Below are 15,708 nucleotides of genomic sequence, written 5' to 3'. Positions count from 1 at the left end.
TTTCGGTAGCAACCATGTTGTGCCATAGTCACTTGTAGCTGTTCCCAGAGATTATCGGTCAATGCTTGTCTGGCCATTTTTCTTATATACCTCTTATTTTATAAAGTGTATGCTTTATTTTAGAAGATATATACTTTTTTGCCAATTAGGGACACGCCCTAGGAACGATATAAGTACAAGAACTCCTGTTGCATAAAATAAAACCTCTATTTCAATTGAAGTAGAGGTTTTTTACTGCACGTTTTTCGATGAGGTTTTTGACGCATTTTTTGACTAAGTGCGGCAACGTGCTACATTAAGCCAATAACTCTGTCAGCCTATTTAAAATGCAAGCCCATTTAAAACGTACTCTATTTAAAATGTCATCTATTTAAAATAACAATGAAATAAGGAATCATCATGCAAGCGGTTTTTTTAGACAAAGGTACTTTTTCTGATAATGTCGACTTGCCAGCACCCGTTGGCGTTACCGACTATATTACTTACGACGATACGCCTCAGGAGCTGATTATTGAGCGCTGTCAAGATGCCGACATTATTTTTACCAATAAAGTCCAAATCAGCGCTGACGTCATAGCCAATTTGCCCAAGTTAAAGCTTATCCAGCTAACTGCCACTGGTATGAATAATGTCGATCAAGATGCCTGTGCTAAGCAAAATATCGCGCTGTATAATGTCGCTGGTTACGCGGTCAAAAGCGTGCCCGAGCATACCTTTATGCTGATGCTAACGGCCATGCGCGCAGGCATCTATTATCATGAAAAAGTTGCTGACGGTACGTGGCAAGATAATGGTAATTTCTGCTTGCTCGATATCCCACTGATAGATTTGGAAGATAAGACGCTTGGTATTATTGGTGTTGGCACTATCGGTAAACGTGTCACCGACATCGCCCGCGCTTTTGGGATGACGGTATTGTGGGCGGAGCATCAAGGGCGTACGCCGCGTAATGAGGATTATACGGCGTTCGATGAGGTACTTGCGCAGTCTGATGTATTGAGCTTACATTGCCCATTAAACGAGCAAACCAAGCACATAATTAATAAAGACACCTTAGCAAAAATGGCTAAGCAGCCACTAATTGTTAATGTCGCTCGTGGTGGTATTGTCGACAGCCAAGCGCTGAGCGATGCCATTAACAACGAGCAAATTATTGGTTATGCCACCGATGTATTTGAGCAAGAGCCGATTGTCAAAGACGACCCTTTATTAACCCTTTCTAATCATCCTCGGGTGATATTTAGCCCACATAACGCTTGGGGCAGCAAAAGCGCGCAAGAAACCTTGTGGCAAATTTTAAGTAAGCAAGTTTCAGAATTTATCGATAAGCATTAAAAGACAATCACTAATAACACTTAACGACTAAAGCGTAACCAGTCGTCTTTTACTTTACGGTATTTAAGCATCACGCGGTCACTCAGATAATTATTGGTGACTCGCCAAGGATAAATATCGCCTTGTTTCGGTAATTCGTGTTGCGCGCGCTGCACGTAGCCTGCCGTTAGCGCGCCCATGACCGTATCTGGCTGCGTATGCGCCTCGCTATGCGCAGTTTTTGCGTGTGGCACTGCCACCTGATAACCGTGCTTGTGCATATGGTTGAGCAAGCGCAGCACATACTGACAAGCCAAATCGATTTTGAGCGTCCACGACGCATTGGTATAACCAAATAGCGCCACCATATTTGGTACACCTTCAATCATCACCGCCTTATACGTCATGCGTTTGCCAATATCAATTGCCCGTCCATCGATATATAGTTTCGCGCCGCCAAGCATTTGCAGCTTTAGCCCCGTTGCGGTCACAACAATATCAGCGTCAAGGTGTTTACCAGAATCAAGCATGATGCCAGTTTTGGTAAAGTGGCTAATTTGATCAGTCACGACGGCAGCGTGCTTGCCATGTAATGCCTTAAACAAATCGCTGTCTGGCACGGCACAAAGCCGCTCATCCCACGGATTATAAGTAGGCATAAAATGCGCAATATCAACCCCGCTGCCCTTTAACTCGGTTTTAACGCCACGCTTTAATAAGGCTTTTATCACCTTGGGCGCAAACACCGCCGCTCGATACGTCCCTTGTTGCATCAACACATTACGCGCGCGCAGTAGCTTATAAGCTTGCGTTTTTGATAACGGCGAAAATTTACCTGCCAGCCAATCAAGCGCATAATCATCGCCCGGTACACTTGCTACATAGGTCGGCGAGCGTTGTAGCATAGTGACGTGCTGCGCGCACTGCTCGCTTTCTTCATCGACCATAGCGGGCAGTAGCGTCATCGCGGTGGCACCGCTACCGATTATGACCACTTTTTTATCGTCATAATTGACGTTTTGCCAATGCTGCGGATGGATGATTTCACCTTGGAAATCTGCTTCGTTTTCAAAATGCGGGCGATAACCTTGCTCATAATCATAGTAGCCTGTAGCACCGACGACAAACTTTGCCGTTAAGGCAAATACCTCGCCGCTTACATGGTTTTTTACCGTTGCCGTCCACTGCTGACTATGGCTTGACCAAGACAGTTGTTGCACCTCATGCTGATAGCGAATGTGCTCAGAGACGCCAAACACACGCGCGGTATCGGCAATATAGTTTTTAATATCATCGCCTTTTGCCAATACCCGATGGTCCAACCATGGACGAAAGCTATAGCCAAAGGTCAAAGCATCAGAATCGGAACGAATACCAGGATATGTAAACAAATCCCACGTACCGCCCAAGTCTGCGCGTTTTTCTAATACCACAAAGCGCTGGCTAGTTTTTTGCCGCTTTCTTGTGGCTCGCTGTTTTAAGCGACTTGGGCTTTTCTGCCCAAACAGCCCTTTGTGCTTTTGCTGCTGCAATCGACACGCCATACCGATACCGGCAATCCCTGCGCCAATAATCAGCACCTCGCAATCGACGGGCGTCTTTGAGGTAGATGACGACGATTTAGGTTTAAAGCGCTGTTTAAGCGTCTGTTTAGCGGTATTGATATCAAGCATAATACGATCCTTGTTTTGCATGATTTATTTAAAAAAGCTTTTTAAAATGAGCTGATCAAAAAAGTTGTTAAAGAGGAGTGGCTAAAAAGGGCATGGGCTTTCCCAATCCATCCAAGCACCAAGCGTCGGATGCTTGAGGCGCAAATGCTGGGCATGTAAATTAAGCCTCGGCGCAATCGTTAAGGCATCACCTTCAGCATAGATTGGGTCGCCAATCATCACATGACCGACGTGTACCATATGCACGCGCAGCTGATGACTGCGTCCGGTCACGGGCTTTAACAGCACGCGGGTGACGACCTGACCATTGCATTCTTCATGCGCCAATACTTCATACAATGTCAATGCATGCTTTGACCAATCATAGTCAACGATATGCCGCGGTTTGGTCGTGGGCTCATAGCGCACTGGCACTGATATCTCGCCTTTGGCACCGACACGCTGCCACGCCCCAAAGACGCGCGCTTGATAGCTTTTTTGCGGCAGGCGGTCGATGAATTGCTTACTAATATGGCTTTGTGCGGCGGCATTCTTGGCAAAAATTAGTAGCCCTGAAGTATCCATATCTAAACGATGAATCAATTTTACCGCCGGATTGGCGCGCTCGAGCCGTGCCAATAAGCTTACCTTAAGGCTTTTACCATCGACGCTTAACAGTCCGGCGGGCTTATCAACAACCCAAATGTCATCGTCTTCATAGACAGTAATGTCTTGGGCAAATTTTTGGAAAAACGCAAGAGGATAGGCATTTTCTTGAGCGTTTAAGGCGTTTATTGCTTCATCGGTAAAAGGCATAAAAATGGGCTACTTATATCAAAAGGTTGGTGGTCTAAAAATAGATTATTCTAATAAGGCAATAAATGATATTAGGGTTTAGAAATATTAACGGCGCTACACGGTAAACATGCTAGATGTAGAATAATGCCCGCAAGAGATTAGGGTGACAGATAAAACATAACCTGTGTCATTATGTGTCGATTTATTGTGCTAATAGTAATAGTTAAACATTTTAACCCGCCTGCATCTGTCAACTTTGAGCAAACATGTTAATATAATGGCAGATTTTCACCACCTCCCAACCATTCTTTAACCACTCATCGCTCGAATATGACAGCCGTATTGTATGATGACTGGTGATAGAAATAATAAAACAAGAGAGATAAATTATGTCAGACCTTATTGTTAATACCACTGATGCAAACTTCGACCAAGACGTTCTACAATCTGATATGCCAGTGCTAGTAGACTTTTGGGCAACTTGGTGTGGTCCTTGTAAAGCCATTGCACCTATTTTAGAAGATTTGGCGAGCGAGTACCAAGGTAAAGTCAAAATCGTTAAAGTCGACGTCGATAACAACCCGCAAGCAGCGAGCCGTTTTGGTATCCGCAACATCCCAACGCTATTTGTCTTTAAAGATGGCGAAAAAGTCGATTCAGTCATGGGCTTACAGCCAAAAGCTGAACTTGCTAAAGTATTAGATAAACATCTATAAGTACGGTTAATACACGCCCTCTAATAATCGCTAAAGGTGTTTGTTAAAAATAGCGATTTTAAAGAATGCGCTATGCTATTTATAAAGTACGTATTGAAAAAGCCATTATCTTTTTGAGCTAATGGCTTTTTTGCTGCTTTTCTGAGCAAAAAGCTGGATATTATAGCTTTTTTAGCAAAAATTATTGACAACGCTGTCTTGAACGCCGTATAGTCTGCTGACAAGAGAAAACTAATCATTTTCCTAAGTGTCTTGTCGCTATTCTCCTCGTGTTTATCAACAAAAACACAATCGTCATTATAAAACACCACTACTGAACGCAATGACTAAACACAATTACTGATATTGAGTTTTTGACGCAGACTCTTATGTAGACTTCTTTATCTTCACTTTTTATAAACCTGCCCGACTGTCTTGCAAGGCGTTTATAAGCTGGCACGTAAAACAAATCCTACATAAGCCCCAAGCCCTGTGTATATACCCTCTATCGCCCTACACCCTTTGTTTAATCCTTGTCGTGATTTGTGCTGATAATGGCATCTCTCATCTGATCAACTGCTAATGACCTATCTATGAATCTTACTGAACTAAAGAAAAAATCAATCGCTGAGCTATTGGCCATCGCCAAAGAAATGGGCCTTGATAATATGGCGCGTAGCCGTAAACAAGACATTATCTTTGCTATCTTAAAAACCCATGCCCGTAACGGCGAAGCCATCTACGGCGACGGTGTGCTTGAGGTACTTCCTGATGGTTTTGGCTTTTTACGCTCATCAGAGGGCTCTTATTTAGCAGGCCCTGACGACATTTATGTCAGTCCGAGCCAAATTCGCCGTTTTAGTCTCAAGACGGGCGATAGTATCGCGGGCACCATTCGTCCGCCAAAGGATTCTGAGCGTTATTTTGCGCTACTAAAAGTTGGTGAAATCAACTTTGATACCCCAGATCGCTCGCGTCATAAGCTGATTTTTGAGAACTTAACGCCATTATTTCCAACTGAGCAATTAAAGCTAGAGCTTGGTAATGGTACGACTGAAGATTTGACTGGTCGTATCATCGACCTGATTGCCCCGATTGGTAAAGGACAGCGCTCGATTATCGTTGCACCGCCAAAAGCCGGTAAGACCATGCTCTTGCAATCTATTGCTCAGTCTATCACCCGCAATAATCCTGAATGCTACCTTATCGTCTTGCTCATTGATGAGCGTCCAGAAGAAGTAACCGAGATGGAACGCACCGTGCGCGGTGAAGTCGTTGCCTCAACCTTTGATGAGCCACCGCAGCGCCATGTCCAAGTCGCCGAAATGGTCATCGAAAAAGCTAAACGTCTGGTCGAGCATAAGCAAGACGTGGTCATTTTGCTTGACTCTATCACCCGTCTTGCCCGTGCTTACAACACTGTTATTCCATCATCGGGTAAAGTATTGACCGGTGGTTTGGATGCTAACGCGTTAGAACGTCCAAAACGCTTTTTTGGCGCGGCGCGTAACGTCGAAGAAGGCGGCAGCTTAACCATCATTGCCAGTGCCTTGATTGATACAGGTAGTAAAATGGACAGTGTTATCTTTGAAGAGTTTAAAGGTACGGGTAACCAAGAAATTACCCTTGAGCGTGACTTAGCCGAAAAACGCGTCTTCCCTGCGATTAATATCAAGAAATCCGGTACCCGCCGCGAAGAGCGCCTACTTGATGAAGATAAACTACGTAAAGTTTGGATATTGCGTAAACTGTTACAACCGATGGATGGCGTGCAAGCGACTGAGTTTTTGCTTGATCGTTTAAAAGAAGCCAAAACCAATGATGAATTCTTTGAGCAAATGAAACGTAAGTCACAAAACTAGACCGATAGCATGACTTATAGATTAAAAAAGACCACTTTATGTGGTCTTTTTGGTTTTGCAATTACGCAATTGCAAAAAACAGTTAGCGGACTATCACCATAAATACAATAACTATAAGCAAAACCCCTACCAATGATACAGCGAAGTAACATAATTTACCGTATATTTGCAAAGCTTAGCGTTTCTACTACGGCTTGATAGAGACAAACAAGCTATTATTAAAAGTAGTACAGACATATTTAGATACATCCTGTATATTGGATTTCAAATTTGACAACTTAATAGGTGATACCATGAAATTTGCTAAAACTTTTGCACTAACTGCGATTGCAAGCTCAGCTTTGATGATGGGCGGTTGTGCTAACAATGGTTATGGTTACAACAGTGGCTTAAGCAACACTGCTAAAGGTGCAGCAGCGGGCGCAGCAGCGGGCGCTTTGATCAGAAGTGGCGGCGACAGTAAAGATATCGCTCGCGGGGCATTGGGCGGTGCTGCTGTTGGTGGCGCAGGTGCTTATATCCTTGACCAAACTCGTTAATCACTATTCGTTAGCTATGATTAAATCATTATCTTAATTAAGATGATAGATTACATGAATATTGAAAAAAGATAGCTGACTATTAAAAAGTTAGCAAGAAAAAAGCCTGCAATGGATTTGCAGGCTTTTTTACGTTTATAGGGTAAGCAATACCCAAATATTTTTATAACACAAAACGAACTCTATAGCGCGCCGCTAAAAGTATCGCATGCTTGTACATTACCGCTCTCTAAACCACGGGTAAACCACTGCACGCGCTGTTGACTGGTGCCATGAGTGAAATTATCTGGTACCACAGCGCCGCCACCGGCACGCGCTAAACGGTCATCGCCGATTTGACTGGCCGCATTGATGGCTTCATCAATATCGCCCGCTTCTAAGAACTGTACGCGCTCTTGATTGCGCTGCGCCCAGACACCTGCAAAACAATCGGCTTGTAACTCTTGCATGACGGATAACCTGTTAGCCTGCGCGCGTGTTACTTGACGACTGGCTTCATTGACTTGCTGAGTAATACCAAGCAAAGTCTGCACGTGGTGACCGACCTCATGAGAGATGACATAGGCTTGCGCAAAGTCTCCCGCTTTACCTTGATTTTCACTATCGCCTGAACCTTGTTCATCGCCAGTAATACCCAAACTTTGCCGCATTTCTACAAAAAACGACGTATCCAAATATACCGTCTGATCGCCTGGGCAATAAAAAGGCCCGGTGGCGGCGCTGGCACTGCCGCAAGCTGAGCTGACCTGTCCATTAAATAAAATCAATGACGGCTCTTTATAAGTGCTCCCTGCCTCGTTAAATATCTGATGCCAAACTTCTTCTGTATCCGCCAATACGACTTTTACAAAGCGAGTATCACGGTCATCACTAGTGGCAGGTTGGGTAGACGTATTGCCGCCACCCGTAATCACTTGCCCCGTTTGCAAGGCGGTCATCGGATTGACTCCAAACACCAGCCATAAAATACCAGCAATGATAATACCGCCGATACCGCCACCAATCATTTTGCCGCCGCCACTGGTGGTGCGCACATTCGAGCTGCCACGTCTGTCTTGCCACTTCATAATGTTTCTCCTAAAAATCCAATAGCATGCCTATCACTATCGTAGTAAACCCTATTATTTGATTATTAACGTTATAAGATATATGACTCATTCCGTTGATTTTATATTCTAGCTTTCAACCATAATCGCTTCTATATTTTTGCTTTATTTTAATGTCAATTTTATTGATAAATAGCCTATCGATAATCTCGAAATACGCTTAAAATCCTAAAGAAAATCCTTTTATCAAAAAAGTGCTAAAACGTCCTGATGTCATTGATTATACGTCGATTAATTTGGCTTGTTGTATTAAAAAGTATATTAAATGAGCAAGTTAAAAGTCGGTTTACAATTTTATTGTTACTTAATTGTACAACCTCTTTCCATGCAGAAAGAAATCATATAGAATGCGTAAAAGCTGAGTAGCTGTAATTAATACTAGTTGAATTCTGGGACATCTCAGATATTCAACCTTTTTTGCTGCTACTGATCATTTCATTTTTCCGGAGAAACCCTATGAAACTTAAATTACTTGCTCTAGCTGGTATCATGACTGCAACTATGGGCCTTACTGCCTGTGATAGCAACAAAGAAAACGCTGCTGAAGATTTATCTGACGCGCAAGAAGAAGTGCAAGACGCTTCTGAAGAACTAAACGAAGCTGCTGCTGAAGGCGAAGCGGTACCTGCAGAAGCTGAAGCTGCTGTAGCTGATGCTGAAGCTGACATCGCTGATGCACAAGCGGCTACTGCTACTGACGAAGTTGATGCTGAAGTACCTGTAGACGGTACTACTACTAGCGTTGATGTAGCTAGCGAAACTCCAGCTGTTGACGCTGCTGACGAAGTTGTTGTTGAAGAACCAGCTCAGTAATTTTTATTTTTCATAATAAAAGTACTGCAGTAAAAAAGAGAGCCTATGCTCTCTTTTTTTATGTCTACTATTTATGTTTTATAAAAAGTAGTATGATATAAAAGCGCCACATAAAAAATGATGGTTATCACAGTAATATATTCAATAGACTGTGATAACCATCATTTTCACTTACTGCCGAGATTATTATTAGTCAAATAAGCGCTCATCCACTTGTTGGCGAAACTTCTGTCCTGTTTTAAAGGTGACGACGCGGCGTGCTGACACGGCAACGGGCTCCCCTGTTTTTGGATTGCGCCCAGGACGGCTGTTTTTATCTTTAAGCTCAAAGTTGCCAAAGCCTGACAGCTTGACCTCTTTGCCATCAATCAAACTCTCTGACAACTCGTCAAAAAAATTCTCCACCAAACAGCGGCCTTCTTGGCGTGTCAGGTTAAGATGACTCATCAAATGCTCAATCATGTCAGATTTGGTTAAGGTGCTCACAGTACGACTCCTATGCTATGTCGTGATGTCGAATATCATGGTTTAGCGGCATGAGAATTAATGTTAGTTATTATAAAGGTTTTTTGTCATCTTTTTCATAAAGTCTGCATGAAAATCCTTTATTAATAACCACTTAACTTTTTTAAGGATGAAAATTTCTATCAGATAATCATTTTTATAAATAGCAAAACGCCATAGCCTCATTTATGCAGAGGCCATAGAGCGTTTTAGATGGTTATATCTTGGTTTTAGCTATCACGCAACTGAGCGGCGTGCTGTTCAGTTAGCGCTTGCACGACTTTATCTGTCGCCGTTTTTACTGCGTCATCAGATAATGTCTGTGCTTTGTCTTGCCATATTAAAGCGAATGCTAAAGAGCGTTGACCAGTCGGTACTTTGTCGCCTTCATACACATCAAATAACCATAAATCTGTCAGCAATTCATCAGCTGCGGCACGAATCGTCGCCTGCAAGGTCTGTAAGCTGATGTCACTATCGACTAAGATGGCGATATCGCGGCGTACGTGCGGGAATTTGCTTGGCGTGGTGATAGCGTGCTGTTCACGTACCAAGGTTAATAATGGCGCCAGTGACAATTGCGCCACCCACGTCGCTGGCAAGTCTAGCTGTTTAGCGGTATTAGGATGGAGTTGACCCAACCAACCGATGTATACCTCATCGATATAGAGCTTAGCACTTTGACCAGGATGTAAGAAGGCAAGCGCACTACGCTCATAGCGGATACGCGCACTGTCGATTTGCGCAGGTAATAACTGCTCAATATCATGCTTAAGATCATAAAAATCTAGCGCACGGTTTTGATACGCTTGCTCATCCCAAACATCGCCGACAGCAACCAACGCAATACTTGGCGTTTGTACCAACTCGCTAATACTTTGACCGACAAAGCTTAACCCCGTTTCAAAGAAACGCACGCGCGGCTGCTGACGATTGAGGTTATATTGCACACAAGGCAATAAGCTTGATAGCAAAGTACGGCGCATCACTGCCAAGTCGCTAGAGATAGGATTGGCCAGTGCCAACACTTCGCCCAGCGCTTTATCATCAAGCAAGGCTTCTATTTTTGCATCACTAAAGCTAAAGCTAATGGCTTCCATATAGCCATTATCGACTAGCGCGAGCTTCATCTCGTGCGTCAAGTCCGCGGTGTCGTCATAATCCATACTGACTTGCAAATGCGGCAAGACGCTTGGAATATTATCATAACCGTAAATACGGGCAATCTCTTCAATCAAGTCCTCGCGGATACTCATATCAAAACGATACGATGGCGGCGTGCAAATCAGCTTATCTGCTTGCTGCTCTACCTCAAAGCCTAATTGAGTCAAAATACGCACCATCACGGCAGGCTCAATCTCAATACCAATGACCTCACGGACTTTAGTGATTGGCAAAGTAATCGGCGTACGTGTTGGCAAGTGCACGATATTTTCTACTTTTACTATTTGCCCAGCTTGAGAGCTCGTGACACTGGTAATCAAATCAACTGCACGCGCTAGTGCTAACGCTGGCAATTCAAAATCGACACCACGCTCAAAGCGTTGTGAGGCATCGGTATGCAAACCAAAACGGCGGGCGCGTGCAGCGATCGCTAATGGGTTAAAAAAGGCACTTTCTAGGATAATATTGGTGGTGTTATCAGTGACACTGCTGCGCTGACCGCCCATGATACCAGCAAGTGCCAATGCACCTTTATCATCGGCAATGACCAACTCATCACCCGTTAGAGTAATAGTTTGCTCATTTAATAAAGTAATGGTCTCAGCAGGCTGCGCCAAACGTACTACGATATCGCCTTCAATGGTATCAGCATCAAACGCATGTAGCGGTTGACCGAGTTCCATCAATACATAGTTAGTCACGTCAACCAAAAAGTTATGCGAGCGCAGTCCTGACTGTACGAGCGCATCAGTCATCCACTTTGGCGTATCGATGCTACGATCAATGTTACTGATTGATTGGAGTAAATAGCGTGGGCACGCTTCAACCGCGCTTACTGTTACTGCTGGCGTAGTATTTCCAGCACCGTTAGCGTCAGTTGGCACGTTGGCAGGAATCTCAGGCTGCTGCATTGGCAAATCGTTAATGACTGATATCTCGCGCGCGATACCGCGTACGCTGAAGCAATCACCGCGATTTGGGGTGATAGAGATATCCAGTATTTGATTGTCTAAACCTAAATACTCACGGATATCCATGCCAATCGGTGCATCACTTGGCAATTCAAGCAGACCATCGATGCTATCGGTTAAATCAATTTCAGAGGCACCGCAGAGCATACCGTTAGAGTCGACACCGCGTAGGTTGCCATTTTTAATTGTAAAGCCTTCTGCGTCGTTAGATGGTAAAACGGCACCAACGGTCGCAACCGGCGCTTTCATACCAACCGTCACATTGGGCGCGCCGCAAACGATTTGTAACGGCTCAGCGGCACCAATATTGACCTGCGTGACGCGCAGTTTATCGGCATCGGGATGCTGTTCAACGCTAATCACTTCACCGACCACCACGCCGCTAAAAGCACGAGCAACCGCAAAGCGATCGTCAATCTCAAGCCCTGCCATTGTAAGCTGTTCGGCCAATTGCTCACTGCTATTGTTGGGGTTTACCCATTGACGTAGCCACTGTTCGCTAATTTTCATAAATATCTCGGATCTGAATTTTATAATAAAGATTTTAGAATAAAGGGTGACATATTAATAACGACCATCTAGCCAAACTGTTTTAAGAAGCGTACGTCGTTTTGGAAAAATAGGCGCAAATCGTCGATACCATAATACAGCATGGCAAAGCGCTCAATACCCATGCCAAAAGCAAAGCCGGTGTATTTTTCGCTATCAATACCGCAATTGGTCAGCACCTGTGGGTGTACCATGCCGCAGCCCATGACTTCAAGCCATTTACCATTATCATCGAGGATATCGACTTCAGCAGAAGGCTCGGTAAATGGGAAAAACGACGGACGGAAACGCACGGTTAGCTCTTTGGCAAAAAACGCTTCTAAGAATTCACTAATCAAGCCTTTTAGCTCGGCAAAGGTGCTCGATTCTGTCACCATAAGCCCTTCCAACTGATGAAACATCGGCGAGTGGGTTTGGTCTGAATCATTACGATAAACGCGACCTGGACAAATAATACGAATCGGCGGCTCATTCTTTTCCATGGTGCGAATCTGCACCGGACTGGTATGGGTACGCAGTAAATAATGCGCATCAAAATAAAAGGTATCGTGCATCGCCCGTGCTGGATGATGCGACGGGATATTTAGCGCTTCAAAATTATAGTAATCGCTCTCAACTTCAGGGCCAGTGGCGACATTAAAACCCGCTTGGATAAAATACTGCTGCATACGCTGGGTAATCATGGTCACGGGATGCAAATGACCTTTTTGACCACCGCGCGCAGGCAGGGTGATATCAATGCTCTCGCTGGCAAGCTTGGCATTTAATGCCGCCACTTCTAGCTCTTGCTGCTGCGCCGTCAATGCATCTTGAATGCGGCTACGCACTTGATGTAACCAGCCACCGTAAGTTTTTTTGTCATCGCTGCTAAGTTTGCCCATCTGCTTTGACCAGCCGGTTAATGGGCTTTTTTTACCGGTCAGTTGCACACGTAAATCTTGTAGCGCGCGCACATCGGTTACTTGTAAAACTAACGCTTCAGCAGCACTGGCAAACTCATTTAACTGGGCTTCGCTTAACTCGCTGAGCTCGGTGGACAAGGTCGGTAGCGCCGACAAATCGGTGGTAGCAGCAGGGGTAGTCATAAGACGCATTCTTCCTGATTTAAACGGACTATTAATAATAGTGATTTATAATTGTAGGGATTTGACCAAATATTGCAAACCATTTACCCACTCATTTTCAACCAAAGGCGTGTGATATAAATGGCTTGAATATTTAGACAATAAAAAGTGCAACTTTACTAAAAACGTTTTACATTTTTGCGGTGTAAAACTGGCTGTAAAATAATCTACTATAAAAAAAGCCACCGACCAGCGGTAGCTTTTATTAATATCGTACTATTAATCAATATTATTGCTATCCATTTAAGCAAACACTCAAACAAGCAGAATACTTAAAGGATAACTAATATTTAGGCTAATTCCGCTTTTGCTTTTTCAACTAAGGCGGTGAAAGTCGCTGCATCATGCATAGCGATGTCAGCAAGTACGCGACGATCGATAGTGATGTTTGCTTTTTTCAAGCCGTTGATAAGGCGGCTATAGCTTAAGCCGTTTAAGCGTGCACCAGCATTGATACGTGCAATCCAAAGACGACGGAAAGTACGTTTTTTGTTGCGACGGTCACGATATGCATATTGACCAGCTTTGGTCACAGCTTGTACTGCTACGCGATAAACACGTGAACGAGCACCGTAGTAGCCTTTTGCGCGCTTTAAGATTTTTTTGTGACGGCGATTTGCCTGTACACCACGTTTTACACGGGCCATAAATTACTCCAAGATTTTTTAATCATTATTAAACGAATCACGATGTCATCAAATAATTGACTAATAGACATCGTTATCAAATTGCAAAGTCAAATATCTTTAATTGATTAAAGCTAAATGACGATAGGCTATTAGATGTATGGGCACATACGACGAACTGCTGCTTCGTCAGACTTGTCCACCATCTTTAGACCGCGCAACTGGCGAATACGCTTAGCTGATTTCTTGGTCAAGATATGGCTTTTGAATGCTTGTTTACGCTTAAAGCCGTTCGCTGTTTTTTTGAAGCGTTTAGCGGCGCCGCTTCTGGTTTTCATCTTAACTTTCATGATGATTTGCCTCTTTGTCTTTGATAGAACCTGGTCGTCAAATAGTAAAACGAATAGTCGCTTTAAAAACAAGCACTAAACGGCTATTTGCCTCGAGGTGGGAGGCGCTATTTTAGCAGATAGTACGCTGTTTTGCCAAGGAAAGTTTTAATCGCTACTTTATAGGGTGCGTTAGTTGATATGAAATACACTACGCGCAAAACGTGCTGCTGCTATAATTGCGCTTTATTTCCTGCGTTAACATATTGAATGTCAGCGGTAGCTGTGTTTAAGTAGGGTTTGAGTGCTATCTTTATTACTTTATACTTTTTACCACTTTCTCATTTCTTTTATAAGACGACTGATAGATTATGACTTTACCTGCTTGGCTTGCTGCCGTAAATTTTAATACTGATGGTTTGATTCCTGCAATTGCACAAGATTATGTGTCAGGGCGTATTTTGATGATGGCGTGGATGAACGCCGAATCCCTACAATTAACCGCGCAAACGCAGACGGCAGTGTATTTTTCGCGCTCGCGTGGCAAGTTATGGCATAAAGGCGAATCGTCTGGGCATACCCAGCGCGTGCATGATATTCGTTTGGACTGCGACGCTGATGTGATTGTACTGAGCGTCACGCAAGCGGGTGGTATTGCATGTCATACTGGCCGCGAGTCTTGTTTTTATCAGCGTTTGGATTTGTCAGGACAAACACCTGAATGGCAAACCGTCGATAAAGTATTAAAAGATCCCGCAGAGATTTATCAGACAAACGCCGCAGCAAAAGTAATGCCTAAAATTAATGAAGCGGCGGCGGAAGATATAGACCATTTGCACACCCATCAAAATAACAGACTTGCTACCACTCATTCTATTTTGCAGCAGCTTGATAAAGTATTGGCTGAGCGCAAACAAGCAGACGCTGACAGCTCATATGTAGCAAGCTTATACGCCAAGGGTTTAAATAAAATATTAGAAAAAGTAGGCGAAGAAAGTACCGAGAGCATTATCGCGGCCAAAGACTTAGCCAATTGCGATGAAAATGTGGATAAAACCCAGTATGACGAAGCGCGTCACGAGCTGATCTATGAGGTCGCTGATGTTTGGTTCCATACTTTAGTGGGCTTGGCATGGTTTGATATAGAATCAGAAGCGGTATTAAATGAGCTAGGCCGACGTTTTGGTCTGTCAGGTATTGATGAAAAAGCCGCGCGCTAGCGTTTTTTAAGCTTAGCCGTTACCCTGTTTGATTATTGTTGCTTTCACCTTTTTGTCACAAGTGCAGGTTATAATAGTGTGACGTGTTACTTCGCATAAGCTGTCGATAGCTTTTGTGTACGACAGCAATATTCTATACACTCAAAGTATTTATATAAAGACTAAAAACCAAGACAGAAGGATAGCATCATGGGTAGTTTTTCCATTACGCATTGGCTGATTTTATTGGTGGTGGTGGTGGTCGTATTTGGCACCTCCAAGCTAAGAAATGCCGGTAAAGATTTGGGCGGCGCGGTCAAAGGTTTTAAAGACGCCGTTAAAGATGAAAATACTGAACATGCCAAAAAACAAGTCGTGCTCGATCATGACGGCAACGCGCACCCTGAAGAGCGCACAACCACCAAGGTTGATGACAAGCATAATGTATAGCATTTAATAGTGG

Annotated in this window: 15 protein-coding genes; 7 read left to right on the top strand and 8 right to left on the bottom strand. The window is 43.8% G+C overall.

Going from position 1 to position 15,708, the window contains the following annotated elements; translation table 11 throughout:
- Positions 1 to 399: 399 nt before the first annotated feature.
- Positions 400 to 1,335, top strand: a complete 936-nt coding sequence (locus tag H9653_RS04460; protein ID WP_191690759.1) for a D-2-hydroxyacid dehydrogenase — start codon at positions 400 to 402, stop codon at positions 1,333 to 1,335.
- 20 nt (positions 1,336 to 1,355) lie between these two features.
- Here the strand turns inward: H9653_RS04460 and H9653_RS04455 are convergent, their stop codons facing one another.
- Together H9653_RS04455 and H9653_RS04450 are read right to left on the bottom strand one after the other, a co-directional pair.
- Positions 1,356 to 2,987 (bottom strand): flavin-containing monooxygenase, encoded by a 1,632-nt coding sequence (locus H9653_RS04455; RefSeq protein ID WP_191690757.1) that lies wholly within the window; start codon positions 2,985 to 2,987, stop codon positions 1,356 to 1,358.
- Between the two features lie 81 nt (positions 2,988 to 3,068).
- Positions 3,069 to 3,782: an RluA family pseudouridine synthase gene (locus tag H9653_RS04450; RefSeq protein ID WP_191690755.1), complete on the bottom strand. Its 714-nt coding sequence runs from the start codon at positions 3,780 to 3,782 to the stop codon at positions 3,069 to 3,071.
- Between the two features lie 371 nt (positions 3,783 to 4,153).
- Between H9653_RS04450 and trxA the strand changes: the two genes are divergently transcribed.
- From trxA to H9653_RS04435, 3 genes are all read left to right on the top strand, one after another.
- On the top strand, positions 4,154 to 4,480 hold the full coding sequence (gene trxA, locus H9653_RS04445; protein WP_068403703.1) for a thioredoxin: 327 nt from the start codon (positions 4,154 to 4,156) through the stop codon (positions 4,478 to 4,480).
- 572 nt (positions 4,481 to 5,052) lie between these two features.
- Positions 5,053 to 6,321 carry a transcription termination factor Rho gene (gene rho, locus H9653_RS04440; protein WP_068403707.1) on the top strand — a complete coding sequence of 423 codons (1,269 nt, stop codon included), beginning with the start codon at positions 5,053 to 5,055 and terminating at the stop codon, positions 6,319 to 6,321.
- Between the two features lie 293 nt (positions 6,322 to 6,614).
- Positions 6,615 to 6,860 (top strand): hypothetical protein, encoded by a 246-nt coding sequence (locus tag H9653_RS04435; protein WP_191690753.1) that lies wholly within the window; start codon positions 6,615 to 6,617, stop codon positions 6,858 to 6,860.
- Between the two features lie 182 nt (positions 6,861 to 7,042).
- On the opposite strand, the gene ypfJ is transcribed toward H9653_RS04435, so the two are convergent.
- Positions 7,043 to 7,945 carry a KPN_02809 family neutral zinc metallopeptidase gene (gene ypfJ, locus H9653_RS04430; protein WP_318242147.1) on the bottom strand — a complete coding sequence of 301 codons (903 nt, stop codon included), beginning with the start codon at positions 7,943 to 7,945 and terminating at the stop codon, positions 7,043 to 7,045.
- Between the two features lie 477 nt (positions 7,946 to 8,422).
- Here ypfJ and H9653_RS04425 point away from each other — a divergent pair, with 477 nt between their 5' ends.
- The gene (locus tag H9653_RS04425; RefSeq protein ID WP_191690749.1) at positions 8,423 to 8,779 is read left to right on the top strand and encodes a hypothetical protein; all 357 of its coding nucleotides are present in this window, start codon (positions 8,423 to 8,425) and stop codon (positions 8,777 to 8,779) included.
- 189 nt (positions 8,780 to 8,968) lie between these two features.
- On the opposite strand, the gene H9653_RS04420 is transcribed toward H9653_RS04425, so the two are convergent.
- From H9653_RS04420 to rpmI, 5 genes are all read right to left on the bottom strand, one after another.
- Entirely contained in the window at positions 8,969 to 9,265 is a 297-nt protein-coding gene (locus tag H9653_RS04420) for an integration host factor subunit alpha (protein WP_068403716.1), read from the bottom strand.
- A gap of 248 nt (positions 9,266 to 9,513) precedes the next feature.
- Entirely contained in the window at positions 9,514 to 11,928 is a 2,415-nt protein-coding gene (gene pheT, locus H9653_RS04415; protein WP_191690747.1) for a phenylalanine--tRNA ligase subunit beta, read from the bottom strand.
- Between the two features lie 68 nt (positions 11,929 to 11,996).
- Complete coding sequence (pheS, locus tag H9653_RS04410; RefSeq protein WP_191690745.1) at positions 11,997 to 13,052, bottom strand: phenylalanine--tRNA ligase subunit alpha; 1,056 nt, start codon at positions 13,050 to 13,052, stop codon at positions 11,997 to 11,999.
- A 329-nt stretch (positions 13,053 to 13,381) separates the two neighbouring features.
- Positions 13,382 to 13,738: a 50S ribosomal protein L20 gene (rplT, locus tag H9653_RS04405; protein ID WP_191690743.1), complete on the bottom strand. Its 357-nt coding sequence runs from the start codon at positions 13,736 to 13,738 to the stop codon at positions 13,382 to 13,384.
- Between the two features lie 131 nt (positions 13,739 to 13,869).
- On the bottom strand, positions 13,870 to 14,067 hold the full coding sequence (rpmI, locus tag H9653_RS04400) for a 50S ribosomal protein L35 (protein ID WP_011281253.1): 198 nt from the start codon (positions 14,065 to 14,067) through the stop codon (positions 13,870 to 13,872).
- A 350-nt stretch (positions 14,068 to 14,417) separates the two neighbouring features.
- Here rpmI and hisIE point away from each other — a divergent pair, with 350 nt between their 5' ends.
- Positions 14,418 to 15,266 carry a bifunctional phosphoribosyl-AMP cyclohydrolase/phosphoribosyl-ATP diphosphatase HisIE gene (gene hisIE, locus H9653_RS04395; protein WP_191690741.1) on the top strand — a complete coding sequence of 283 codons (849 nt, stop codon included), beginning with the start codon at positions 14,418 to 14,420 and terminating at the stop codon, positions 15,264 to 15,266.
- Positions 15,267 to 15,455: 189 nt separating this feature from the next.
- Positions 15,456 to 15,695, top strand: a complete 240-nt coding sequence (gene tatA, locus H9653_RS04390; protein ID WP_144297674.1) for a Sec-independent protein translocase subunit TatA — start codon at positions 15,456 to 15,458, stop codon at positions 15,693 to 15,695.
- Positions 15,696 to 15,708 lie beyond the last annotated feature (13 nt).

It is taken from the genome of Psychrobacter communis, assembly GCF_014836505.1.
GTDB classification, from domain to species: Bacteria; Pseudomonadota; Gammaproteobacteria; order Pseudomonadales; family Moraxellaceae; genus Psychrobacter; species Psychrobacter faecalis.
The sequence above is the reverse complement of the archived record's forward strand: the minus strand, read 5'-3'. Positions and strand labels throughout refer to the sequence as shown.